The sequence below is a fragment of the Gemella haemolysans genome, assembly GCF_028308085.1.
GTDB classification, from domain to species: Bacteria; Bacillota; Bacilli; order Staphylococcales; family Gemellaceae; genus Gemella; species Gemella haemolysans_D.
Window position 1 is genome coordinate 97,291 of sequence record NZ_JAQMFS010000055.1, and the last position, 25,315, is coordinate 122,605.

Sequence of the window (25,315 nt, forward strand, 5' to 3'; positions counted from 1 at the left end):
AAATATACAAAATAGATAATAATTCTCACTCCTCTTTTATTTATATATAGTAAGAAGCATCTTTACTCATAATGAGTGGGTCCTGCACCCAAAAAATTGGACAAAATATTAAGTTATTTTTGTTTAGTGTTTTAAACTTTAAAGTCAGTAAATTTTATTACTTTTAGTGACTTTCATTCCTTACAGTTATTTTAAATTTTTCAAACTATTTAGTCAAGAATTTTTTAAAATATGATGAATGAGATAAGCCTAAAATTTCTAATGGTATATTTAATTTATATGTTTTCTTTAATTCTTCTACTATTTTTGTTTTCTCTTCGTTTGAGATTGTTTTAACCTTATCTCCCTCAACTTTTTTAAAACTGCATTTTCTACACGTAAGTACTCAAGTTCCTTCTCTAATTGTTCAACTTTTGATAATTCTTTATTTTCAATATTTTTATTATTTTTCTTCATCTTACTAGGTCTTCCTTTCGGTTTCTCTAGTATAGTATACCCGTTTTCTTTAAACTTTAAAATCCAATTACATAGTAAACCATGATTTGGTAATGCGTACTTTAATGAAGTAGCGTGTATAGAATTTCCAAATATTAACACTTCATTGATTATATCTAGTTTTAATCGTGGTGGATAATATGTATTTTTCTCTTTAATCAGTATTAGCTCACCATGTAAATCAGCTAATCTAATTATGTAGTTCACATTACTAAGATTTATTTTAAACTTTTTAGATAGTTCTTTGTTTGAGTACCCTTCTTTCTTAAGTCTATACATTTCTATCTTATTTTCATCTGTTAATTTCATAATAAATATCCCCAAAATTTGGATAAATTTTGGGGACTATTACCTATTCTATTATACTTTTTTCTTATTCTATTCATGTCTTATTTCTTAATAACCTTTCGACTAACTATCTAATTCTAGTTAGTTTATTTTAATTATTCCCTTCCTTCACTACTTTTACAATATCTATTACGCTTACTATTATATCATATTTTTTATACATAAAAAAAGACACGTACTAGTAAGTTTTATCTAACATATTTCACTATTTATATAAGTAGTATAGCCAATTTCTTGAATTCAAATTTTTACAGTGATATAATTAAAGATAGGAGTGAAAACGTTCGCTTCTAGATTGTTAAACTATTTTAAAGTTACAATTATATAGATAGAGGTGGTTTTATGAAGATAAATAATTTTACAAAATGCACATTGGCAATTGCATTAGGTTTTGGCCTTAACTCTCTTACTGTAGTAGAGGCAGCAGATAACACTACAGGAACTACGAGCGAAACTATAAACAAAAGTTTCATCGAACAGTTCCCATTTGCTGAAAAATTCACTGATAAAGATGGAATTACAGCAGTAAGAATGAAGAGTCCCGACGTACCTTTAGTTAACAAAGAAAAGGGGTATTCTAAAGAAATTGTTAGGGTCATCAACTACAAACAAGGAGCAGCTGGGACTGTAATTAACAGAATTTATCAATATGTTAGATTCTACGGCGCACCTGTACACGAGGTTCCAAAAGACTCTCCAGTTAATGATGTACCAGAATACAATGGTGGTGCTAAGCCTATTGATCCTCCGGTATTGGAAAAACCAGAGTTTGAGTTTGGATACAAACTTATAGATCCTCCAGTATTAGAAAAGCCTGAATTTAATGGTGGAGTCAATCCTATTGATCCTCCAGTATTGGACAAACCAAAATTAGAGGTTCCTAATACTCCTGACATCCCTAAAGAATCTACTCCGGAAAAACCAAACACTCCTGAGATTCCTAAGGAGCCAACTCCGGAAAAACCAAACACTCCAGAGGCTCCCAAAGAATCTACTCCAGAAAAACCAAAATTAGATAAACCTACTAACCCAACTAAACTAAATCCAAAAGAAAACAAGTCACCAGACAATAAAAAAATTCTACCAAATACTGGTATAGAATCAAGCTCAACTGTGGCTACTATTGGAACTATAATTTTATCAATTATTGGCCTTTCAATATTTAAACGTAGAAATAATTAAACATTCTTTTATTATAAAACAAACAAAAGAAGATTATAGAACAGCAACATCAATTTGATGAATTACAATCCTATAATCTTCTTTTTATTATCCCTTAACCTAATATGTTTTCATAAAATTTTTTATCTAAATCTTTAAATACATTGAATACTACTTTTAAATTAACATTAGGGTTTTCTATAAAGAATTTCCTAACTTCAACTACCGCTATTTCAGCTGCAAGATCATTCGGGAATCTAAATTCTCCCGTACTTATACAACAAAAAGCAATGCTCTTAAGATTATTCTCTAAAGCTAATTTTAAAGAATTTCTATAACATGATGCGAGAAGTTCCTTATCGTCATCTTCAACAACACGATATATTATCGGCCCAACAGTATGAATAACATGTTTAGCCGGTAGGTTATATCCCGCTGTTATCTTCGCTTGTCCCGTTTTCTCAAAACTTCCTTGCTCTTTTATTATTTCATCGCATTCTTTTCTGAGTTGTAATCCTGCTTGCGAGTGTATAGCATTGTCGATACATCTATGTAGCGGAATTAAACATCCTAATAAAGCTTTGTTTGCCGCATTGACTATAGCATCTACTTCCAATGTAGTAATATCACCTTGCCATAAGTAAATATTTTCTTCAATCTCAGTTAATTCTTCTAGCTTTGTTATTCCTTTAACTTTTAGAACTCCTTGCAAGTACTCATCTTGAACTTCGTAGAATTCACTCGGTAGCTCCGACACTTTCCATGTGTTCATCAGTGTTCTAAATAAATCTTTCTTTTCTTTTTCCGTTTCTGGTATTTCTATTTCTGAATTTAGTGTTTTTATTAAAAAATCTAGTTTTTCCATGTTCTAAATGCTTCCTCCATGTCACTTGTTTTTATTATATACCCTACCCAGATACGTGTCTATTATAAAGTCACACTATAATTTTTTATAGACTTAGTAGGTAACTCTAAATTTTAAAAATGTTATATGAGAACTCATTTACACAGTGATTTATTGATATAAAAATTCGACTTCAGAAGCCAGGGTTTAAATCCTAACTTATGAAGTCGATATATTTTATTTTATTTTTGTTTACGACGTTTTACATAAACAGTTAATCCTACTAAGGCTAGAACTGCTATTCCAGCGTAAGCTGTCGCATTATTATCTAATCCTGTTTTTGCTAATAGTGAATTAGATTTTGAAACTTTTCCGAAATCTTCATCTACATTAAATGTATTTTCCTTCTTAGCTTCTTTTCCAACAAAACCACCTAGAATATCTTTTATTGATTTTTTATAGACTTTTTTCTCAGCTTCTTTTAATGCTTCTAATGCTTTATCTACTTCTTCTTGAGTAGAAGTTGCTGAAGCCAATAGTTCTTGTGCTTTTTGAACTGCATCTAAATAAGCTTTCTTATCTTCTGAACTTGCACTTTCAAAACTATCTTTCTCTTTAACCTCTGCTAAATGACTTAATTGTTCATTTAATTTTTTCTTATCTACTTTTGGTGTTTCAGGTTGAGGTTTGTTGCCTTCTTCTTTCTTAGGTTCCTCAGCTGTTGGTTTCGGCTCCTCTTTCTTAGGTTCTTCAGTTGCTGGTTTTGGCTCCTCTTTCTTCGGTGTTTCAGCCGCTGGTTTTGATTCTTCTTTCTTAGGTTCTCCAACCACTGGTCTTGGCTCTTCTTTTTTCGGAGTTTCAACTGCTGGTTTTGATTCTTCTTTCTTAGGTTCTCCAACCACTGGTCTTGGCTCTTCTTTTTTCGGCGTTTCAACTGCTGGTTTTGGATCTTCTTTCTTCGGTGTTTCAGTCGCTGGTCTTGGATCTTCTTTTTTCGGAACTTCTACTTCTTTACCGTCAAGAGTATTTTCAGCTTGTTGTAATTTTTCTAACACTGCTGTAACTTCTTCTACAGTTGCATCTTTGTTATCAAGAACTGCTGTCGCTTCTTTTATAGCATTTACAAAGTTATCTTTTTTCTCTTGTCCTGCATTTTTGAATTTAACCTCAGTTTGAAGTTTTTCAGTTTCTTTTAATTTTTCGATTAATTTAGCTTTATCTACTTCTTTTTTCACTTCTGGTTGTTGTGAATTAGCTAATGTTACTTTAGCTTCATTTAGACTCGCTACTGCACTGTTTACTTCCTCTTGAGTTGCATTTTCGTTTTCAAAAACTTTCTTAGCTGCCTCTAATGCTTTATTATATGCATCTTTAGCTTCGATAGTTGCATTTTTGTATTCCTTAGTTTCATCTAACGCTTTATCCGCTTCTATTGCTTTTTGAAGCTCTGCTTTATTCACTTCCGCTTTTTTCTCAACTGGAGCATTTTTTGGAGTCAATGCTACGAAGTTACTGAAGCTATCAGTAGTAAATGTAAGCTTACCATCAGCATAATTAACACTGCTTACAGCTGTTAATTTCCCATCTTTTTCATGGAAGAAGCGCTCTGGAGCTTTCGCTAAATCTAAAGTTACCGCTCTATCACCAGGAACTTTAACTTCTTTTCCTGTTGCATCTACAATATGAATGTTAAAGTATTCAACATCATATTTTCTTAAGTCTACATTACCTTCTGTTAATTGTTTTTGAATATTTGCTTTCTCTTCTGCAGTTGGTTCTGTTACAACAAGTTTGTAATTATTATAAAGTTTTTTCTCAGTGAAATCTACTGTACCTTGTGCTTTAGAGTTCTCAGTAGTCCCTACACTTACTACTTTTTCTGCAACATTCAGAACAACTTGCTTTTTGTTATGCCCATCTTTTACTACTAATTCAAAATTGTTTTCTGCTGGAGTATATCCTTCAGGTGTCACTATTTGAATTGTGTATGTTCCATTTTCTAAGTTTTTCTGGAAGGCATTTTTTCCATATAAACTTTTTGGAAGTAATACTTTAGTGCCATCTTGAGCTACTGCATAAACTTTTGTTCCTTCTGGAACTTGTTTGTCGAAACTGATTTCTGTAGCATTTCTGCTAATTTCATCTACCCTGAATTCAACCTCTTTTGTTGGTTTATCTTTTGTTATTTCGAAGTCAACTTTTGATGGTGTAAGTAGTTTGTACTCTCCATCTACCATTACTACTTCAACAGTATATTTACCGAATGGTAATGCTTGGTATGTACGTTTATTTCTAGAGAAGTCTTCCCCTACAATTTCACCTTTTTCATTAGTGATCTTGTAACGCAAGCGACGTGAATTGTTTCCAGTTCCATCACCTTTCTTAACTTCTACTTCTAGGCTTCCTTTACCATTACCTTCAACATTTGATAAATTAATACTATCCTTGTTATCTGCAAAGTCTTTAACTTCAAAAGTAAGATCTTTTAATTCTACACCTTCTGGAATTGTATAACTTCCATCTTCATTTGCTGCAATAGTATTTTTACCATAGCTTAATTTTTTGTAGAATATTCCACTTCCATCTTCTAGTACTGGATATGGTGTGAATTTACGAGTTACTTCGTCATAGTAACCACCGTTAGCACCTGTGATTTTCGGAGCTTTTCTATCGATTACTACATTGAATGTTGTCTCTTGCATATCTGCACCACTTACTGCTGCGCTATAAGAAACTACATATTGATATTCTCCATCCGGAAGAGGGTTACCGTTATTGTCAACACCTTTCCAGTTTGTCATAGTTAATGATGTGTATTTTTTACTTGTGTTGTTGTAAAAGTTTTTATTACCAGAACCATTTCCATTTTGGTAAAGTGGGTTTTTACGTTCTACATCATCCTTAGCATATACTGAAAGTTTTAAGTTTTCGAAGTTACGATAGAATACCCCTCTCATTCCTATTTCATCATAATTCTCATCACCATTTGGTGAAAAGAAAATTTTATCAGTAAAGAATCTTTCACCAGTAACAGGATTTACATATGCTCCTGCTAGTGTTCTCTTATCTTTTTTATCTTCTTTATAAGTTGTTAACATTCCTGTGAAGTTCATTTCTGTTAATGAATCCCAGTTATTAGGGTTTGAAGTATAACCGTACTCATATGTTGGTTTTTCTCCATTTTTCATAGAATAAATTGGTTTTTCTAGTACAGGTAGATTTTGGAACTGACCTTTAAATCCTACAAATGGAATATTAGCTTTTAATGCACTTTCTTCATCATAGAAAGTTACAAACCCTTCTAGATAATATCCATTAGTGAATACTTTTTCTAGTTCTTCTTTGAAACTTGCAGCATCAACAGTAATTTCTACTTCTTTTTCACCTTTTGCTGGAACTTCTACAGTAGCCCAATCAGTTGTCAACAACTTCTTAGGAGTCATTGTAAGTTTACCATTCCAATCTACTCCAGCATCTTCACCATAATAATTATCTGTAGTAAGGTGAGCTGCATATTGTAAGTTTTGAGCTTTATCTGATAGATTATGTAATACTAATTTAAAAGTAAATTTATCTCCAACATTTCCTAGAGAAACACTTCCGTAGTTGTTTTCTCCAGTCACATAAAGATCTCCATATGCTGCTTTATTCGCATCTATTAAACCTGCACCTTGAAGACGTGGCGATCTATATGCTGTTGTGTAACCATCAGAGTATACCTGAGGATTTGCTGTACTCATGATTAATCTCTTCGCTAATCCTTGAATTTCTTCTGCACTTAAGTTCGGGAATCTTTCTGATAATACTTGTTTCACAAGAGTTATAGCTCCCGCAACGTGTGGTGAAGCCATACTTGTTCCACTATCTAGACCATATCTTCCATCATTATAAGATGATAGTATATCTCCTCCTGGTGCTGTTACGTCAGGTTTTAAGTATCCATCAACACTCATTCCCCAACCAGTAGATTCATCAAATTCACCTTTTTTAGGATTATCTTGTTTATCCCATGTTCCATTGAATGTTATTTTATATTCTCCTTCATGAGTAGAAAGTTCATTACCAAATTTATAGTATGTTGTTACTACAGGGAAATCTTTATCCTGACCATTTAACGTTAAGTTGTAGATTGTGTCTCCTTCATTGAAGTAGATTACCGCTCCAGCTGCTCCGTACTGTTTAGCTAATTTAACTTTTTCTTCAAAGCTATTACCACCACGTTGAATAAGGGCGATTTTCCCAGTTAAATCTTTGTCAGCATAGTTTTCTGCTTTACCAACTCCAACATATACATAGTCATATGCTTTTTTCTCAAATTGTTTAGTATAACTAAAAATTGGCATTTTTCCATTATCAAAATCAGCATTATCTTTAAGCTGCTCGATATTCGCTATTTCTCTGTTAAGAACACTGTTGCTTATATTCGCTACAGAAATCGCATCTTCAGAAACCGATGGTCTTCCTACAGTTCCATAATCAGGATTAGCTGCACTTGGGTTTGTTTGTCCACTAGCAAAGAATGCATTATTCCCTGCCGCTGCGACTATATTAACCCCGGCTTTTTTCGCGACATCCATTGCACGAACTAGACCATCACCCACTTCTACAACTGAACCAGCTGGTGAACCTAAACTTAGATTTATAGTATCTGCACCTAATTTAATAGCATCTTCTATAGCTTTTGTATAAATATAAGACTCTGTTCCAGCATTTTTAGTATCTGAGAATACACGCATAAAAATTAACTGTGCTTCAGGTGCTATACCTGTTACGTAATCACCATTTGTGAATTTCTCCTTAGGATTACCTACTGCAGTCCCAGCAACGTGCATCCCATGTGATTTATATGCACTTTGTTTAATATCATTATTCCAGTCGTTATAGTTAAATGCAAATGGTAATTTTTCACTATACCACTTACCGTAGTCTATACCCGCTTCTTTTTTTATTTTTTCAATTTCATCTTTAGATTTGTATTTAGATTTTGAATTATCTGATAATCTAAGCACTGGATGATTAGGATCAAGTCCAGAATCTAATACAGCGACAACTTTTCCTTGTCCTCTGTATCCTTTATTCCAAAGAGGTTGTATATTAATAAGATTATAACTGTCTAAAGCTTTAGAAAAATCATTAGCTTCTGTGCTTTCTTTCTTCTCTTCTTTACTTGCTACATTTTCTGGTTTATTGTAGCTAACACTCATTTCAACAGTATCTACAAAGTCTAACTCTTGAATTTTTTTAGCATTCGAGAATGTAGTTTCTAAGGCAAAACCATTCATCAATGTATCGTACTCAAACAGTTTTTTATACTCGATACCTTTATCTTTAATATCTTTTAATGCCTTTTCTCTAGGTGCTTTTGTTGATTCTGTAACTTCTTTAATTCCTTCTTTGGTTTTTAACTTGTTAGGATCAACATCACCCTTTAACTTAACAATAACTTTTACCTTATCATCATTCTGGAACTTATGTTCTTCACTTTTTGAAACATTTGATAGCTCGTCTTTTTTTTCTTCTTGAGCTAGTGTTATCTTTGATGGTACTCCATAATTAAATGTACTGATATTTCCTAGTAGTAATGCTGCACTTAGCACACTTACTGCTGTTTTCTTAGCCAGCGTCATTTCTTCATCTCCTATCTTTTCAAGTATATTTAAAGTATATTTCTATATTTTAACATATAATTTCTGAAAATCAAAATTAATATTCAGATATACAAGTAAAATTAACTAATAGATATAATGTTTTTAATTATTCCTTATTATTTTTTAATAGACTCAATATCAGTTAACCACAGCTACCACTATATTTTTTAATACATCATCCTTTAATTTTCCAAACTGTACTAAAGTGTGATAAAATAGAAACTAATTAAAAAATATAGTTATGGCGGAGGTAGAATGAAATATTTAACTAGTGAAGAAATAACTAAAGCGAAAAAAAATATTAGTGATATAAAACCTTATAAAACTACAAAAGAGATTATCTTTTCTAATATTTTTACTTTTTTCAATGCTATGAACTTAGTTTTAGCAGCATTTATAGCCACGACACTTAGATTTGAAAATATGTTGTTTTTAGGTGTAATTACTATAAATACTGCAATTGGTATTTTTCAAGAAGTTCGTTCGAAAAATGCCCTTGAAAAGCTCAGTTTGCTAGGGAGAAGTAAATATCGAGTAAATCGTGATAATGAAATAATAAATATAGATTCTGAAGAAATCGTCCTTGGAGAATATTTACACTTAAATCTCGGTGATCAGATTCCTGTTGATGCTGAAATCATTGAGGGTAGTATAGAGGTCGATGAATCCCTGCTAACTGGTGAAAGTGACAATATCTTTAAAACTGCTGGTGATAAAGTAATGAGTGGTAGCAACGTAGTAAGTGGTAGTTGTTTAGTAAGAACTATTGCTGTTGGTGAAGATAGCTATATCAATAAGCTTGCTAAAAGCACTAAAGAGTTTAAGAAATATCCATCTAAACTTCGTGACTATATGGATAAAATCTTAAAAGTTATATCTATTCTATTAGTTCCTGTCGCAATTATGCTGTATATGCGTGGAGCTAGTCTGGGACGTGGTTATGTAGAAATAGTCTTGCGTAGTGCTGGAGCTTTAGTAGGTATGATTCCTGAAGGTTTAATCCTACTTGTCAGCGTTTCTCTTGCAGTTGCTGCGATGAAACTCGCTAAAAAGAAAGTTCTAGTTCAGGAATTATACTGCGTGGAAACTCTTGCTAGAGTTGATGTTCTTTGTTTCGATAAAACAGGAACTATCACTACAGGTAATATGAATGTGGTAGAAATTAATGAAGAAGTTGCAGAAAAACTATCAAGCTATCTTGCATACTTCGATGATGAAAATGCGACATCTAAGGCTTTAAAAAATTATTTAACATGTGAAAAACAGTGGGATATAGCGGAATTAGGAGCCTTTTCTAGTAAAAATAAATATTCATTTATAAAGCTAAAAAATGGTGGAACATATTTCTTCGGGGCATATGAATTTTTAGGTTTCTCAGATAAAATGGATGAATATTACGAAAATCTAAAAAGAGAAGGTTATAGAATTTTATCGTTAGCCTATACTGAAGACAGTACAAACGTCCCTACTAATATGAAACTTGTGGGACATGTAGTTCTATCGGATGAAATTAAAGAAAATACACAAGAAACATTCAAATACTTCGAGTCACAAGGTGTTGAAGTGAAAATAATCAGCGGAGATAACCATATAGCTGTTTACGGTGTAGCTAAGAAAGCTGGTTTCAAAGAAGATGCTAAGGCTATCGATATGACTAAAGTAACTGACGAGCATTTCGAAAAAACTGTTCTTGAGAATGATATTTTCGGACGTGTTACTCCTGAACAAAAACAAAGAATGGTGGACGTATTACAAAAAGCCGGTAAGACTGTCGCTATGAGTGGTGACGGTGTTAACGATGTTCTTGCCTTGAAAAAGGCTGATATTAGTTTTGCTATGAATGGTGCTACTAGCGCTGCAAAAAGTGTATCAAATATCGTATTTTTAACAGATGACTTCGGAGTATTTTACGATATACTTATGGAAGGACGTCGTGTTATTAATAACATTCAAAAGGTAGCTTCTCTATTCCTAACAAAGACATTCTTCTCGATTGTCTTCTCAATACTTAGTGTAATCTTCGCCTTGGAGTTTGCATTTATACCGATTCAATTTACGATTATTTCAGCGATAACAATCGGTATTCCATCATTCTTCCTAACTTTTGAAGCGAATAAGGAAAAAGTAAGCAATAACTTCATGAAGGATATACTGACAAACGCTGCAATCGGGGGTGGTATTTTAGTAGCTACAGTACTACTGACAAACTTTGCCATCACAGATAATTCACAAGCAAAATTCATCTGTTTCCTTCTTGCGTTAATAAATGGATTATGTATGGTTGCAAAAGTCAGCTTACCTCTTAACAAATATAAAGTTGCACTACTTTCTATGTTAAGTATCGCTGCAATTATAGGTGTGGGAGTTAATATATTTATCCTGAAAAATCACTTTACACCATTAGTATTTTCTCAAATAATTTATATAATTATACTTGCAATAGTAATCTCAACAGTCCACTTCTTTACGAGAAGAAAAATCAAATAAAAAATAGAAGATATCAGAGCATTAATAGAATCTAGCATCTATTTTCATACTTCTCTCTGATATCTTTTTATTTATTTTTTCAACGAATATCTTCTATCCTTATTTTCTCCATGAGATTCTAATAGCTCATACTCAACAAATTTCGAAATATATCTTCTAACAGTTGGCTTAGATTTTTCGATTAATTTACAAGCTATTGTCACAGTAATATATTTCTCATTTTTCAAGTATTCTTTTATTTTTTCAAAAACATCCTGTTCTGCTTTAGACAGTTCTTTTATCTTATCATCAGGTTCCTTATATGCTAGTAGCGTTTCTAATATGACACCTAACATAAATTCAATGAATATTGTTGAATTATTGTTTCTGTCTGCCTGCGCTAAAACTTTATAATATCGCTGTTGATTTTCATATATTATAGTTTCAATGGGAATCCAACTAAATAATGGATTCCAATTAGCTAAAATAACATTTTGCCATAACCTTCCCATTCTACCATTTCCATCTTCAAAAGGGTGAATCATCTCTATTTCATAGTGAAATACACAACTCTTTACAAGTTCTGGAGTATCATCTTTACGTCCCCAGTCAAATAATTCTCCCATTAGATGACCAATAAACTGGGGTCTTGCTCCTAGATGAACCATATTCCCCTGTTCATCAAAAATCCCTACATCTGAATTCCTATATTTTCCAGATTGTCCCACTATTTCTGTAGTTAATAATTTATGAGCGAGTAAAAAATCTTTCTCACTATATGGATTCAAGTTCAATATTTTTTCATATGCTTCATATGCATTTTTTACTTCTTTAATTTCCTTTGGATCTCCCAGAACTCTCTTTCCATCGATAATTGCTGTAATCTGTTCTATTGACAAACTATTATTCTCAATTGCTAAAGATGAGTGGATAGACTTGATTCTATTTTCTTTTCTTAGATGCAAATTTTTCTTTGTTTCTATTTCAAGATTACCTAATACTTTAGAAATCTCTATAAGATAATTAAGAATTGTACTCGTAATGGTAAATGGTGGTTTCATAGCATTCTCCTATCAAGTTCTTTTTATTATTATATCATAAATAACAATTTATCGCTCATTTATCGCTCATTTATCGCTCATTTTTGAGTATGAGCATTCACTGAACGTTACTATAATAGTACTAAAAGAGTATAACAAAAACCCTAGACTTGGTTAGTTCCAAATCTAGGGTTTCTTTATTATTCTTCGGCTGAAGATTTATCGTCGTTTGAGTCAGTTTTTTCTTTCTCTACTTCGGCCTCTTCTTGAGCTTTTTTCTCAGCTTCTTCTTTGGCTTTACGAGCTTGTTCTTCGTAATATTTCTTATTAACTACTTTATCTAGTTGTTCTGCTTCTCTTTCATCTAAGTCTTTTGGCATTTTTCCAAATTGGTAAAGAGCAACGATTTCTTTTCTATCGATTGTTTCAACTTCGATAAGAGTTTGTGCAATAAGTTCTAATTGTTCTCTGTGAGTTTCAATAATGTGAAGAACTTTTGAGTAACATTCGTTAATAATTTTACGAACTTCTTTATCGATTTCTTTCAGCATTTCTTCTGAGTAGTTACCGATACTTGAAAGTTGACGTCCACCGTATGGATCGTGGAATGGAGCTTGCATTGGACCTACAGCTTCACTCATACCGTATTCTGTAACCATCGCACGAGCAATAGCTGTTACACGTTCGAAGTCGTTATGAGCTCCTGTAGATACTTCATTAAAGAAGATTTGCTCTGCAGCACGTCCACCAAGTAATCCACAGATTTTGTCGATTAAATCTGTACGAGTTTGGAAGTATTTTTCTTCTTCCGGAATCATTAAGTTATATCCACCAGCATCACCACGTGGGATAATAGTAACTTTTTGCACTTTATCAGCACTATCAAGTACCATACCTACGATTGCGTGACCTGCTTCGTGGTAAGCTACTAAACGTTTTTCTTTTGGAGTATATACTCTACTACGTTTAGCTGGACCACCAATTACTCTGTCCATAGCTTCATCTAGATCTTCTTTATCAATACTAGATTTGTTTTCACGAGCTGCTAATAATGCTGCTTCGTTAAGAATGTTAGCAAGGTCAGCACCAGAGAATCCTGGAGTTTTTTCTGCTAATGAACGAAGTTCAACACCTTTAGCAAGTGGTTTGTTTTTAGCATGCACTTTAAGAATAGCTTCACGACCTTTTACATCAGGTGTAGAAACTTTAATTTGTCTGTCGAAACGTCCTGGTCTTCTAAGGGCGTTATCTAATACATCAGCACGGTTAGTAGCTGCAATTACGATAATACCTTTTTCACCATCGAATCCATCCATTTCAACAAGAAGTTGGTTAAGAGTTTGTTCACGTTCGTCATTTCCTCCACCTACTCCGCTTCCACGTTTACGTCCTACAGCATCAATCTCATCGATGAAAATGATACATGGTGCATTTTTTTCAGCTTCTTTGAATAGGTCACGAACACGACTTGCCCCTACCCCTACGAACATCTCAACGAAGTCAGATCCTGAGATTGAGAAGAATGGTACTTTCGCCTCACCAGCTACAGCACGAGCTAGTAAAGTTTTACCAGTCCCTGGAGGACCCTCAAGTAGGACACCTTTAGGGATTCTAGCACCCATCTTAGTGAATTTACGGTGATCTTTTAAGAACTCAACCATTTCTGCAAGTTCTTGTTTTTCTTCATCAGCTCCAGCTACATCTTTGAATGTAACTTTCGCTTCTCCGCCATCTATTTTTTTAGCTTTAGATTTTTGGAAGCTCATTACTTTGCCTCCACCGCCACCTTGCATTTGTGACATAAAGAAAACTAATAGTCCCATCATTAAGATAAATGGAATAATATTACCTAAGAATGATAAGATTGCTCCAGTTTTTTCAGCTGGTTTATATTCTACTACACTTAGCTTTCCATCTTTAGCTTTTTCATTAATTTGTTTTTGTACTTCAGAATCAGATGCCGCTACTACACTCTCGAAGTTCTTATTACCATCTGTATAAGTACCTTTAACATTGTAGTTCTCATCTTTTCTTTGTAGACTTATTTCTTTAACTTTGTCATCTTTAATAGTCTGAACAAGTTTAGCATAGTCTATTTTTTCAGTTGTCCCAGGTAAATCTTGTTGCCAATAAGCAAATAATCCAATCGCAATAACGATTAACGCAAGCATACCAAGGATAGGGTTTTGCCTTTTTTTATTATTCATATAGACAATCTTCCTCCTATCATTTTTCTAAACATAATTTATTTTACCATATGTAACTAAAGTTTGACTAATATTTTGACCTTTTTTGATTAAAATATTATTATGAGTAAATTTCTTCTTTTAGAACACCGATATAAGGTAAGTTTCTATATCTCTCATCATAGTCTAAACCAAACCCTACTAGGAATTCATTTGGTGAAACTATTCCGATGTAGTCAGCTTCAACATCAACTACACGAGTTTCAGGTTTATCTACTAGTGAAGCACATGCTACAGAAGCAACATTTCTTCCTTTTAGGTTTTCAATAAGAGCTTTAAGAGTTCTTCCTGTATCTACGATGTCTTCAACGATAATTACGTGACGACCTTCGATATCCATTCCACAATCTTTTTTGATTTTAATTACACCAGAAGATTCAGTTCCTCCGTGATAACTAGACACATCCATGAAGTCAGTAACTATATGAATATCAATATGCTTCATAAGTTCTGCCATAAAAGGTAATGCACCTTTTAATGTACAAATTAGAACAGGAGATTTATCTTTATAATCCTCTTCAATTTGTTTAGCGATTCTTTTACTAGCAACTACGATTTCCTCGTGTGTAAATAGAACTTTCTCGATATCTTTTAATAAATTTTCCACTGTTTTATCCTTTCATGTTTATATAATAATCATATTTTTTATTTTTGTTGACTTTAGTATTTATTCCTAAAACTCCTAAAACCCCATCTTTATTGCGAATTACTGGAAGTTTATCTCTAAGTTCTCTAGGGATTTTTTCATCGATAAAAAGACGGGAAAGTTTTTTACTAACTTTACCTCTTTGAATCCTATCTCCATCCCTCTTAGTAGTAACTACAAGCGGCAAGTCTTCCCTGTTAAATCCTACTTCAGATGAATTATTCATTGTCGTTATTAGAAAATTACTCTGATGAAACGTATAAACTTTATTTATATCCACTTCATCTATTATTAATTCTATCCTATCATTATAACATTTTTTTTCGATTTTATGAATATAAATACTATTATATTCGCTAATTATTTTTAAATTATTTTTCAAATCATAACTTTTATTGTTATTTCTGTTTTTTAAGTCATCTATTATTGTAAATAGGGCTCTTTGTTTCACATCAAAAATACCAAAATTATTTGCTAATATATCTCTTAGTAAAAAATAAACTTCTTCTTTAGTATTTTTTAATAGCTTTTCTTTGTTTAATTCAACCTTACCTTCTTCTTCAGAAATTACATAGTCATTTTTAGCTTCTAATACTTTGTTTTTTAGCTCCGTATTAATATTTTGATAATAACTAGAAAAATTAATCAGATTATCAAAACTCGCAGCATTTACATCGTTCAACAATGGTACAATGTTGTGCCTTATATTATTTCTAGTGTAGTCAGTATCTAAGTTTGTTGAATCAACGTAGTATTTCAAGTTATTTTTATCAGCATACTGCTCAAGATCAATTTTTAATATATTTAATAACGGACGATAAACTTCTAAGTTTCCGATAGTAGTCTGCTCTTCTATCATCAAGTTATAATCCATACTACGTCCGCTAAGTAGTCTCATAAGAATATTTTCTACCTGATCATTTTTGTGATGAGCAGTTACTAACTTCACTCCACCTTCAAACGAAGACATCTCCTCAAATGCTTCGTAACGCAGTTTTCTTGCGAGCATTTCCTCTGATGTGTGGCTGTCCCTTGCTAAGCCATTCATATTTAGCTCTTTTTTATAAAATTTCACGTTATAGTTTTTAACAAAATTCTCTACAAATTCAGCTTCTTCGTAAGATTCTTCTCTTAGTCCATGATTTATGTGAAATGCCACTAGTTCCTTATAACTTTCTTTATACTTCGTTACAAGTAGATGAAATAAAACTATAGAGTCTACCCCTCCTGACAGACCTAGTGCTATTTTATCAGTTTTTTGCCATAAAAGATTAATGTCCATCTAGATAACCTCTCTCTTGAAGACCTTTTTTGATTTTCTCAAACTTATCTTCAGCTTGCTTCGTCGTTAAGATTATATTTTCTAGTAGTCCTTCTGGTGCTGGGGGGATTTCTTTTTTCTCTTCTTTTTCCTCAGACAGCTCGGTAATATTGCTCTTCTTACCTTTTCCTACTGAAATCTTCATATTACCTATAAATTGAAGTTTTTTCAAATCTTTTAGAGTTTTTGTCTCTTGCTTAGGCTCTTCTTTTTCTTCCTGTACTTCTTGCTTTTTCTGAGCCTCTGGTTGCTCTTTGACTTCTTTTTTAATCGGTGTCTTCGGTTTGTTTTTCTTTTTATTCTGTTTTTCTTTAGAGTTTTTCTCTACTTTTTTCTTCTCAACTTCAGCTTGTTTTAACTCTTTTTGTGTTAAGATCACTAAAGAATCCTTCGTACTTTTCTCCTCTGCTTTAATAACAAAACCAACAGAAAAAATCTCCTCTAACTTTTTCTTTTTACCTATAAACATATTTTCCTTTGGTAAAAATGCATCTTTACCATTTTCTAGTTTTATATACAGTCCTTTACTTTCAACCTTTGTTACCTTACCTGAAACTTTACTCATTCAATCACCTCGCTATCAACTTAGATATAAACTATATAATTTTAATAGTTCAAACCTCTTAAATCATTCCTATTTGTTTCACTTAAATATTATACCACACTCTATTCATCTATTGAAATATCAAAGACAATTCAAAGCTATATCCTCAAAAATATTAATCTGTATCATTAAGTAGCAATTGATTAATATAAATTTTTTTAATATTACTATAAAAAAATACAATTAGTAAATTTTGTGTAAATCCATTATAATTAAAGTGTAGAAATCGTTTTCAATAATACAAAATTTAAGGAGTGATAAATTATGAAAATTGTTAAACAAGGACCATTCACATTCGAAGATTCAATAAAGAAACCAGCTGAATTGTTTCCTATGTATCAAGTTCTAAACGAAGATGGTGAAGTTACTAATCCAGATTTGTTTCCTGATATTAGTGATGAAAAACTAGTGGAATTAATGAAAGTTCTAGTTTTCGGTAGAACATATGACGAGAGAGTAATTATTTTAAATAGACAAGGGGCTCTAGGTAACTATCCACCTGCCGGTGGTCAAGAAGCTAGTCAATTAGCGACAACATTCGCCCTTGAAAAAAATGATTTTCTTGTTCCTACCTATCGCGATATCCCTCCACTACTTATTCACGGCTTAACAATAGAACAAGCTTTTTTATGGTATAAAGGTCATTTAAAAGCTAACCAATATCCTGAATCATTATGCGCCTTCTCTCCTCAAGTTATTGTTGGTGGACAAATGCCACATGCTGCTGGTGTTGCTTTTGGAAAACGCCTAAAAGGTGAAAAAAATGTTGTACTAGCATTTTGTGGAGATGGTGGATCTTCTCAAGGGGACTTCTATGAAGGATTAAATTTTGCTGGAGTGTATAATGCTCCTTTAATTACTATTTTGCAAAACAACGGTTATGGTATCTCTACTCCTATATCTAAACAGACTAAGTCAATTACACTAGCACAAAAAGGGGTTGCTGCTGGTATCGCTAGTATAAAAGTAGATGGTATGGATCCATTGGCAATGTATGCCGCTGTATCTAAAGCACGTGAATATGCAATTGAACATGGACCTGTTCTAATCGAAGCATTTACTTATCGTCTAGGACCACACACTATGTCAGATGATCCAACTCGTTATCGTACTGATGAAGAAGTATCATCATGGCAGAAAAAAGATCCACTAATTCGATTAAGAAAATATCTTGAGAAAAAAGGATTATGGAATAGCGAAATAGAAGAAGAAACAATCGATGATGTAAAACGTCAAATTAAAGAAGCGATGGTTGCAATAAACAAAGCTGAAAAACAAAAAGTTTCAACATTTTTAGAAAATATGTTTGAAATTCCTACCCAAAACATTAAAGAACAAATCGAAATATACAAACAAAGGGAGGCGAACTAATATGTCTGAGAAAACTATTGCGCAAGCAGTCACAGAAGCACTTGATTACAAATTAAAAACTGATGAAAAAACTTTAATATTCGGTGAAGATGTCGGAGTTAACGGTGGAGTTTTTAGGATTACAGATGGTTTACAAGCAAAATATGGAGATAAAAGAGTATTAGATACTCCTTTAGCTGAATCAGGTATCTTGGGTCTTGCTATTGGACTAGCAGCTGAAGGATTTAGACCTATCCCTGAAATTCAATTTTTAAGTTTTATTTTAGAAGGTTTCGATGCAGTATACTCTCAATTAGCTCGTTTTAGATATCGTTCAGGAAATACTCGAAACATGGCAGTTACTATACGCTCTACATTCGGAGGGCCTGTCCATACTCCTGAATTACACTCAGATAGCTTAGACGGAATTTTAGCTCAAATTCCTGGACTTCGTGTAGTAATTCCTAGTAATCCCTATGATGCAAAAGGATTATTAATTTCTTCTATCGAAAGTAACGATCCAGTTATATTCTTAGAACATCTTAGAATGTATCGCTCAATTAAAGGTGAAGTTCCAGACGAAGGATATCGTGTACCATTAGACAAAGCAAGCGTTGTTAGAGAAGGAACAGATGTTTCAATCATTACATACGGTCTTATGGTTCACTATAGCTTAAAAGCTGCTGAACAATTAGAAAAAGAAGGTATCTCTGTTGAAGTTGTTGACCTTAGAACTATCTCTCCTGTCGATATGGAAACTATTATATCTTCTGTTAAGAAAACAGGACGTGTGATAGTAGTTCAAGAGTCTCAACGTCAAGCTGGGGTTGCTGGACAACTTCTATCAGAAATTTCTGAACGTGCATTTATGTATCTAGATGCACCTGTTGGACGAGTTACTTCTCCTGATACTACATTTTCATTTGGGTTAGCTGAAGAATATTGGCTACCTACTCCAGCAGACATCGTTAATAAAGTTAAAGAAGTCTATGACTTTTAATGAATGGAGGGACTTAATATGATTTATTCATTTATTTTACCAGATAGTGGAGAAGGACTTCATGAAAGTGAAATTATTCAATGGGGTTTTAAAGTTGGAGAAGCAGTGAAAGAAGATGATATTCTAGTAGAAATTCAAAGTGATAAAGCTGTTGTTGCCCTGCCGTCTCCTGTTTCTGGAACAATTAAAACAATTTATGCACAAGTTGGGGAAATGGCTAAGGTTGGTTCAGTTATTGTTGATATTGAAACAGATCAAAATGTAGAAGTACACGAGGAACAAGAATCTGCCGAAGTTGAAGATAATACTGCTACCGAGACTATTAAACCTGTAGAAAAACAAAATAATTCATCTGATGTTGATATTAGATTATTAGCCATCCCTAGAGTAAGAAAATACGCTAGAGATAAAGGGGTCGATCTTAGACTAGTACCTGCCACTGGTAAACGTGGTCTGGTTACAATTGAAGACATAGAAAATTACCTTAATAACGGTACTGTTAAAGAAGTTGAAACAGTTCAGCAACCACAAGTTACAAACGAAGTTATTAGCGAAAAACCTGAGGTGGCGGCAGTTCCTAAATTTGAACCTACTCCTTCAAATAGCACTAACAATACTACAAGAGTACCGATGACTAATATTAGAAAAGCTATTGCACGTGCAATGGTTAATAGTAAAGCTATTTCACCTCACGTAACAGTTCTAGATCAAGTAAATGTTGAAAAACTTGTTGAACATAGAAATAGAATGAAACAAATAGCAAAAGACAGAGATATTAAACTTACATACACAGCATATTTCATAAAAGCTGTGGCAGCCACTCTTGCAAAATTCCCAGAGTTAAATGCCTCTGTAGATAACGAAAAATTAGAGATAATATATAAAAATTACATTAATATTGGTGTTGCAACCGATACTGAACATGGTTTATTCGTACCAAACATTAAGGATGCTAACTTCAAGAGTCTATTCAAAATAGCTCGTGAACTAGATGAGAACACAGCTCTTGCTCATGCTGGTAAATTAGGAAGAGATAAACAAACAGATGGTTCTATGACTATTACAAATGTTGGAGCAATTGCTACTAGCGGTGTTTGGGCTACTCCAATTATCAATCAACCTGAAGTAGCTATACTAGGATTTGGACGTTTCGAAGAAACATTTATCCCAGATGAAAACAAACAACCAAAACTTGTCCCAATGCTTAAACTTTCATTCTCATTCGACCACAGAATTGTAGATGGTGGTACAGCACAACGCGCACTAAATACAGTCAAAGAGTATTTAGCAGATCCTGATTTATTGTTAGTGGAGGGATAATTATGGTAGTAGGAAATTTTATTCAAGAACTAGATACTATTGTCATTGGTGGTGGCCCTGGTGGTTACGTCGCAGCTATTAAATTAGCTCAACTAGGTAAAAAAGTTACCCTATTTGAGAAAGAAAAAGTGGGCGGAACTTGTTTACATCGTGGTTGTATCCCTTCAAAAGCACTTATATCTGTAAGTCATCAATTTGACGAAATAAAAAAATCAACTCGTGGAATAAAAGTTGATAATGCAGAAATAGACTTTGTTGAGACGCAACGTTGGAAAAACGAAGAAGTTGTAGAAACTTTACACAAAGGTGTTCAAGGCTTATTGAAAAAAAACGGTGTTAATGTAATTTATGGTGAGGTTAACTTTATAGACGATAAAACTATCAGCGTAATTTTAGACGAATTCCACAATAATACATATCATTTTAAAGAAGCTATTATCGCAACTGGAACACAACCGATAGAAATTAAAGGGTTTAAATTTAAAGATCGCATACTTAGTTCAACTGAAGTTTTAAATCTTACTGAAGTACCCAAATCACTAGTTGTTATCGGTGGTGGCTATATTGGTATTGAATTAGCTGGAGCATATGCTTCACTTGGTTCAAAAGTTACTATCATTGAAGGAACAGAAAAAATTTTACGAGTTTTTGAAGATGATATAGCCAATGTAGTAATTGAAGAACTAAAAAATAAAGGTGTAGAAATTATCACGAATGCCACTGCTAATAACGCAAAAAACACTGACAATTCTGTCATCACGAACTACTCTGTTGATGGAAAAGAATTTACTATAGAATCAGATTATGTTTTGGTATCCGTTGGTAGAAAAGCAAAATTCGATGAACTTGGCTTAGAATACGCGGGCGTTGAAGTTACAGATCGCGGGTTAATTAAAGTTGATAAACAACGTAGAACGACTAAAGAACATATATTCGCTATTGGAGATATCGTAGAAGGTCCTACATTAGCTCATAAAGCAATGTATGAAGCAAAAATTGCTGCTGAAGCATTAAATGGGGATAAAGCTGCAATAGTCGACTACTTTGCCATCCCAACAGTCTGCTTTACTACACCTGAAATAGCACTCGTAGGATATACAAAAGCTCAAGCACAAGAAAAAGGTTATGAAGTAGTAACTGGGCAATATTCATTTGGACATAACGGAAGATCTTTATCGATTTCTCAAAGTAAAGGATTCGTCCGTATAGTCGCAATAAAAAATACTAATAAAATTATCGGCGCAGCCATTGTTGGGCCTGGTGCCAGTGACCTAATTGCGGAATTAGCACTTGCCGTAGAACAAGGACTGACAGTTGATGATATTTCTCTAACTATCCACGGACACCCTTCTCTTAATGAAGTCGTGGTTGAAGCAGCCGATATTATTCTAAAAAAAGCAATTCATTCCTAAAATTTAACTTTTAAAGAAAGAACAGGGATGTTCAACTTCTCTGTTTCTTTCTTTAAAGAAGAAAGGAGAATATTATGTTAGAAAGTTTTAATCAACTAGATGACATTTTTAAAACAAAAATAACTAAACCTAAAACAATCGTCGTTGTAAAAGCTGCTCAAGACCATGCTCTTCATAGTGTTTTTGAGTTTGCTAATAAAGGTTATTTAATACCTATTCTAATAGATTCTAAAGAAAAAATAGATGAATTATTACTAGATATAAATACTAAAAACAGTGATTTTGAAATTATAGATATAGAAGATGATATATCTGCTGCAAAAAAAGGTATAGAGTTAGTTAGAGAGGGTAAAGCTGACTTTATCATGAAAGGAAACCTTCCTACTTCAACACTTTTAAGAGAAGTAGTAAATAAAGAAACAGGAATTAAAAAAAGTTCTGTTCTTTTCCACCTAGCATTATTAGATATTCCAAAATATAATAAACTTTTAGGTATAACCGATGGTGGAATGATTCTTGAACCTTCTGAAGAGCAGAAAATAAAAATAATCGAAGAAACTTCTAAGATTTTCAAATCTCTTGGTTATGAGAAAATAAAATTCAGCCTATTATCTGCTGCAGAGATGGTTAACCCTAAACAAAAATCTTCGGTAGAAGCTGATGAAATCTCAAAACACTTCAAAAATAATGAAACACTAATTGTTGAGGGACCATTATCTTTGGATATATCTCTTGATAAAAATATTGCACAAGAGAAAAAATATGCAGGGAATATCCAAGGAGACGCTGATGTTCTAGTAGTTCCTGACATAGTCTCTGGTAACGGTATTTCTAAATCACTAATACTAATGGCAGAAGCCAAAATGGCTGGATTGATACTTGGAGCAACTGTTCCAATCGTACTAACATCACGCTCCGCTTCTGATACCGAAAAAAAATACTCGTTAATTCTAGCACTGCTAGCAGACAAGGAGAATTAATATGAAAAAAATATGCGTTATTAATCCAGGTGCAACTTCTACCAAGGTTGCATACTATGAAAATACTACAGAAATTTTCTCACATGAGATTACCTATTCATTAGAACAACTAAAGCCATTCAATAATATCTTCGATCAATTGTCACTTAGATTAACTGATATTGAGTCACTAATTAAAGAGAAGATACCTAATCACAAGTTTGATTCAGTTGTAGGTCGTGGGGGGCTTCTTCCACCAGTAGATGCTGGGGCTATTCTTGTAGATGAGAATCTTATAGATTGTTTAAAAAATAGGCCCTTATTAGAACACGCCTCTAACCTAGGAGCATCACTTGCTAAAAGTGTTGCGGAAAAATTTGGTGTTGAGTCTGCGCCTTCTTTCATATATGATCCTGTTACCGTCGATCAAATGAATGATGTTGCTCGTATCTCTGGTTCAAGCCTAATCGATAGAAAAAGTGTCGGCCACGCACTTAATATGCGAGCTGTAGCTCATGATGTGGCTAATAAGTTAAATATCCCATACGAATCTGGGAATTTTATAGTCGTTCATGTTGGTGGTGGTTCTAGTGCTAGTGCACATGAAAATGGACGCATGGTCGATGTTATTTCTGATGATGAAGTAATGTTTTCTAGCGAACGTACAGGAGGTATTCCACTTAAACAATATATTAACTTATGCTATGAAAAAACTAAATCAGAAGTGACAGAACTGACTCGTAAAAAAGGAGGGCTTGTCTCATACTTCGGAACAAATGATGCAAGAAAAATCCATGAACTTATGGATAATGGTGATGAAAAAGCAAAACTTGTATTAGAAGCAATGGCCTATCAAATATCAAAAGCTATAGGTGAATTAGCTACAGTATTAAAAGGACAAGTAAATGCTATAATACTTACCGGTGGAATAGCGCGTTCTAATTTTATCTCAGATAAAGTTAGAGAAAGAGTTGAATTCATCGCTCCACTATTCATTATCCCAGGAGAAAAAGAAATGCAGGCTCTAGCATCAGGCGCACTGAGAGTTCTTAATAACGAAGAAAAATATAATATTTTCGAAAAATAGAACTACTATGCTTTAAACTTCTATGTATGGTCTACAAAAAGGGTAGTGACTCATAAATCTATTTTCATAAGTCACTACCTTTTTCTATATTTTTTACTTTTTCTTAATTTTTTCAGAAAGTATGTAGTCTATAAACAATTTTCCTATTTCAGAAATATCTTCGTCTTTTTTATGAGCAATTCCTACCTTGTACTCCATCTTTTCCGCTAACGGTATCCACTTCGTATTTTGAAATTGACTAATATCTTCGAACTCAGCAGGCAATATAGCCACACTATTAAATATCTCTATACTCTTAACAAGAACAGTCCAATTATCATCGGCAAAAACAATATTCGGTTCAAAACCTCTCTCCCTACACTTCACATAAATTTCATTTCCTAGGACATAATTTTTTGTGAGTGAACTTATTCGCACATCTTTTAAATCCTCAATAGTAATCTCTTCTTTATTTTCCAAAGGATGATTAGAAGGAACTACAATCGCAGCAACATACGAAGCCTTTTTTCTTTCAATAGGTTTCATAACAATGCCTCTCTCATACTGTGGAAAAGAAAGTAATCCTAAATCTAGATCTCCATTAGCAACCATCCTTTGCAGTTGTTTAGAACCATGTTGAATTAAGCTCAACTCAACTTTAGGATGTCTAGCTATAAAACTCGATATTTCTTCCATATATTGAATTGCAAATAATACTGTTAAACCTACCTTCAGCACTTCTCTACTTTCTTCAATAGATGCATTCATTTCATCAATTAAATTATTGTATGATTTCAATAAAACAATACCTTTTTCATAAAGCATTTGCCCACTTTCTGTTAACTCTAAACGTCTATTATTTTGCTCAAATAAAGTAGTATTAAATTCCTTCTCCAATTTCTTTATTGCTAACGTTAATGTAGGCTGCGTAACAAATAATTCCTTTGCCGCTAAAGAATAACTTCTCTTATTCGCAACTGTAATAAAATAGTTTAACTGTCTAAATTCCATAAATACTCCCCCATCCTCTCAATATCTTACAATATTATTATAACTTAAAGAGTATTAATTTAACAACTACAACACAATATTACATCCTTCAAATAATATATAGAACCGAAGTTATAAAAAATACCAACCTCAAAAAATTTACTCTTTTGAAATCAGCACTTAATCATTATATATTTTTTTAAGTAATGTTATGTTAACTATCTCTAAAAATAACATCATTAACCTTTATTATACCATAAAAACAATGATTTTATCAGTCTTTTATTTTTTAATATTTTGTGTTATGTTAAAGGTACTAAAGGAGCTGACTTAACAAAATCTTGTTTCTTAAAAGATCATACTTTTTGAGTCACTCCATATTAATAGTAAATACGCAAT

17 protein-coding genes are annotated in these 25,315 nt (G+C 33.0%); 8 read left to right on the plus strand and 9 right to left on the minus strand.

From position 1 onward, the window contains the following. Positions 1–300: 300 nt before the first annotated feature. Positions 301–804 carry a hypothetical protein gene (locus PNO30_RS04235; protein WP_271966248.1) on the minus strand — a complete coding sequence of 168 codons (504 nt, stop codon included), beginning with the start codon at positions 802–804 and terminating at the stop codon, positions 301–303. Between the two features lie 381 nt (positions 805–1,185). Here PNO30_RS04235 and PNO30_RS04240 point away from each other — a divergent pair, with 381 nt between their 5' ends. Beyond that, positions 1,186–2,025, plus strand: coding sequence for an SIALI-17 repeat-containing surface protein (locus PNO30_RS04240; RefSeq protein ID WP_271966249.1), 840 nt, complete (start codon positions 1,186–1,188; stop codon positions 2,023–2,025). Positions 2,026–2,119: 94 nt separating this feature from the next. Here PNO30_RS04240 and PNO30_RS04245 read toward each other — a convergent pair whose 3' ends face one another. Together PNO30_RS04245 and PNO30_RS04250 are read right to left on the minus strand one after the other, a co-directional pair. After that, a complete protein-coding gene (locus tag PNO30_RS04245; RefSeq protein WP_271966250.1) occupies positions 2,120–2,869 on the minus strand; it encodes a protein-ADP-ribose hydrolase in 750 nt (249 codons plus the stop codon). Positions 2,870–3,090: 221 nt separating this feature from the next. Further along, entirely contained in the window at positions 3,091–8,475 is a 5,385-nt protein-coding gene (locus tag PNO30_RS04250) for a S8 family serine peptidase (RefSeq protein WP_271987271.1), read from the minus strand. Between the two features lie 276 nt (positions 8,476–8,751). Between PNO30_RS04250 and PNO30_RS04255 the strand changes: the two genes are divergently transcribed. Further along, the gene (locus PNO30_RS04255; protein ID WP_271966252.1) at positions 8,752–10,983 is read left to right on the plus strand and encodes an HAD-IC family P-type ATPase; all 2,232 of its coding nucleotides are present in this window, start codon (positions 8,752–8,754) and stop codon (positions 10,981–10,983) included. Between the two features lie 71 nt (positions 10,984–11,054). On the opposite strand, the gene PNO30_RS04260 is transcribed toward PNO30_RS04255, so the two are convergent. The 5 genes from PNO30_RS04260 to PNO30_RS04280 form a co-directional block, all read right to left on the minus strand. Next, positions 11,055–12,023 (minus strand): Fic family protein, encoded by a 969-nt coding sequence (locus tag PNO30_RS04260; protein WP_271966253.1) that lies wholly within the window; start codon positions 12,021–12,023, stop codon positions 11,055–11,057. 179 nt (positions 12,024–12,202) lie between these two features. After that, a complete protein-coding gene (gene ftsH / locus PNO30_RS04265; RefSeq protein WP_271966254.1) occupies positions 12,203–14,209 on the minus strand; it encodes an ATP-dependent zinc metalloprotease FtsH in 2,007 nt (668 codons plus the stop codon). A gap of 100 nt (positions 14,210–14,309) precedes the next feature. Next, on the minus strand, positions 14,310–14,855 hold the full coding sequence (gene hpt, locus PNO30_RS04270) for a hypoxanthine phosphoribosyltransferase (protein ID WP_271966255.1): 546 nt from the start codon (positions 14,853–14,855) through the stop codon (positions 14,310–14,312). A 4-nt stretch (positions 14,856–14,859) separates the two neighbouring features. Next, positions 14,860–16,176: a tRNA lysidine(34) synthetase TilS gene (tilS, locus tag PNO30_RS04275; protein ID WP_271987272.1), complete on the minus strand. Its 1,317-nt coding sequence runs from the start codon at positions 16,174–16,176 to the stop codon at positions 14,860–14,862. Then, the gene (locus PNO30_RS04280; protein WP_271987273.1) at positions 16,166–16,780 is read right to left on the minus strand and encodes a S1 RNA-binding domain-containing protein; all 615 of its coding nucleotides are present in this window, start codon (positions 16,778–16,780) and stop codon (positions 16,166–16,168) included. The genes tilS and PNO30_RS04280 overlap by 11 nt, the downstream gene beginning before the upstream one ends. Before the next feature lie 303 nt (positions 16,781–17,083). Here PNO30_RS04280 and pdhA point away from each other — a divergent pair, with 303 nt between their 5' ends. The 6 genes from pdhA (at position 17,084) to buk (ending at position 23,947) form a co-directional block, all read left to right on the plus strand. Next, positions 17,084–18,190 carry a pyruvate dehydrogenase (acetyl-transferring) E1 component subunit alpha gene (gene pdhA, locus PNO30_RS04285; protein ID WP_271966258.1) on the plus strand — a complete coding sequence of 369 codons (1,107 nt, stop codon included), beginning with the start codon at positions 17,084–17,086 and terminating at the stop codon, positions 18,188–18,190. 1 nt (position 18,191) lies between these two features. Next, complete coding sequence (locus PNO30_RS04290) at positions 18,192–19,169, plus strand: alpha-ketoacid dehydrogenase subunit beta (protein WP_003147587.1); 978 nt, start codon at positions 18,192–18,194, stop codon at positions 19,167–19,169. 18 nt (positions 19,170–19,187) lie between these two features. After that, a complete protein-coding gene (locus tag PNO30_RS04295; protein WP_271987274.1) occupies positions 19,188–20,489 on the plus strand; it encodes a dihydrolipoamide acetyltransferase family protein in 1,302 nt (433 codons plus the stop codon). A 2-nt stretch (positions 20,490–20,491) separates the two neighbouring features. Then, positions 20,492–21,901 carry a dihydrolipoyl dehydrogenase gene (gene lpdA / locus PNO30_RS04300; protein WP_271987275.1) on the plus strand — a complete coding sequence of 470 codons (1,410 nt, stop codon included), beginning with the start codon at positions 20,492–20,494 and terminating at the stop codon, positions 21,899–21,901. Between the two features lie 74 nt (positions 21,902–21,975). Next, positions 21,976–22,881: a phosphate acyltransferase gene (locus tag PNO30_RS04305; RefSeq protein WP_271966261.1), complete on the plus strand. Its 906-nt coding sequence runs from the start codon at positions 21,976–21,978 to the stop codon at positions 22,879–22,881. Position 22,882: 1 nt separating this feature from the next. Beyond that, the gene (gene buk, locus PNO30_RS04310) at positions 22,883–23,947 is read left to right on the plus strand and encodes a butyrate kinase (protein WP_271987276.1); all 1,065 of its coding nucleotides are present in this window, start codon (positions 22,883–22,885) and stop codon (positions 23,945–23,947) included. Positions 23,948–24,040: 93 nt separating this feature from the next. On the opposite strand, the gene PNO30_RS04315 is transcribed toward buk, so the two are convergent. After that, entirely contained in the window at positions 24,041–24,937 is an 897-nt protein-coding gene (locus tag PNO30_RS04315) for a LysR family transcriptional regulator (RefSeq protein WP_271966263.1), read from the minus strand. Positions 24,938–25,315 lie beyond the last annotated feature (378 nt).

What these genes read in the sequence shown, in the direction of transcription:
- PNO30_RS04235 (WP_271966248.1), bottom strand. Translation starts at nt 804, where the DNA reads ATGAAATTAACAGATGAAAATAAGATAGAAATGTATAGACTTAAGAAA.
- PNO30_RS04240 (WP_271966249.1), top strand. Translation starts at nt 1,186, where the DNA reads ATGAAGATAAATAATTTTACAAAATGCACATTGGCAATTGCATTAGGT.
- PNO30_RS04245 (WP_271966250.1), bottom strand. Translation starts at nt 2,869, where the DNA reads ATGGAAAAACTAGATTTTTTAATAAAAACACTAAATTCAGAAATAGAA.
- PNO30_RS04250 (WP_271987271.1), bottom strand. Translation starts at nt 8,475, where the DNA reads ATGACGCTGGCTAAGAAAACAGCAGTAAGTGTGCTAAGTGCAGCATTA.
- PNO30_RS04255 (WP_271966252.1), top strand. Translation starts at nt 8,752, where the DNA reads ATGAAATATTTAACTAGTGAAGAAATAACTAAAGCGAAAAAAAATATT.
- PNO30_RS04260 (WP_271966253.1), bottom strand. Translation starts at nt 12,023, where the DNA reads ATGAAACCACCATTTACCATTACGAGTACAATTCTTAATTATCTTATA.
- ftsH (WP_271966254.1), bottom strand. Translation starts at nt 14,209, where the DNA reads ATGAATAATAAAAAAAGGCAAAACCCTATCCTTGGTATGCTTGCGTTA.
- tilS (WP_271987272.1), bottom strand. Translation starts at nt 16,176, where the DNA reads ATGGACATTAATCTTTTATGGCAAAAAACTGATAAAATAGCACTAGGT.
- PNO30_RS04280 (WP_271987273.1), bottom strand. Translation starts at nt 16,780, where the DNA reads ATGAGTAAAGTTTCAGGTAAGGTAACAAAGGTTGAAAGTAAAGGACTG.
- pdhA (WP_271966258.1), top strand. Translation starts at nt 17,084, where the DNA reads ATGAAAATTGTTAAACAAGGACCATTCACATTCGAAGATTCAATAAAG.
- PNO30_RS04290 (WP_003147587.1), top strand. Translation starts at nt 18,192, where the DNA reads ATGTCTGAGAAAACTATTGCGCAAGCAGTCACAGAAGCACTTGATTAC.
- PNO30_RS04295 (WP_271987274.1), top strand. Translation starts at nt 19,188, where the DNA reads ATGATTTATTCATTTATTTTACCAGATAGTGGAGAAGGACTTCATGAA.
- lpdA (WP_271987275.1), top strand. Translation starts at nt 20,492, where the DNA reads ATGGTAGTAGGAAATTTTATTCAAGAACTAGATACTATTGTCATTGGT.
- PNO30_RS04305 (WP_271966261.1), top strand. Translation starts at nt 21,976, where the DNA reads ATGTTAGAAAGTTTTAATCAACTAGATGACATTTTTAAAACAAAAATA.
- buk (WP_271987276.1), top strand. Translation starts at nt 22,883, where the DNA reads ATGAAAAAAATATGCGTTATTAATCCAGGTGCAACTTCTACCAAGGTT.
- PNO30_RS04315 (WP_271966263.1), bottom strand. Translation starts at nt 24,937, where the DNA reads ATGGAATTTAGACAGTTAAACTATTTTATTACAGTTGCGAATAAGAGA.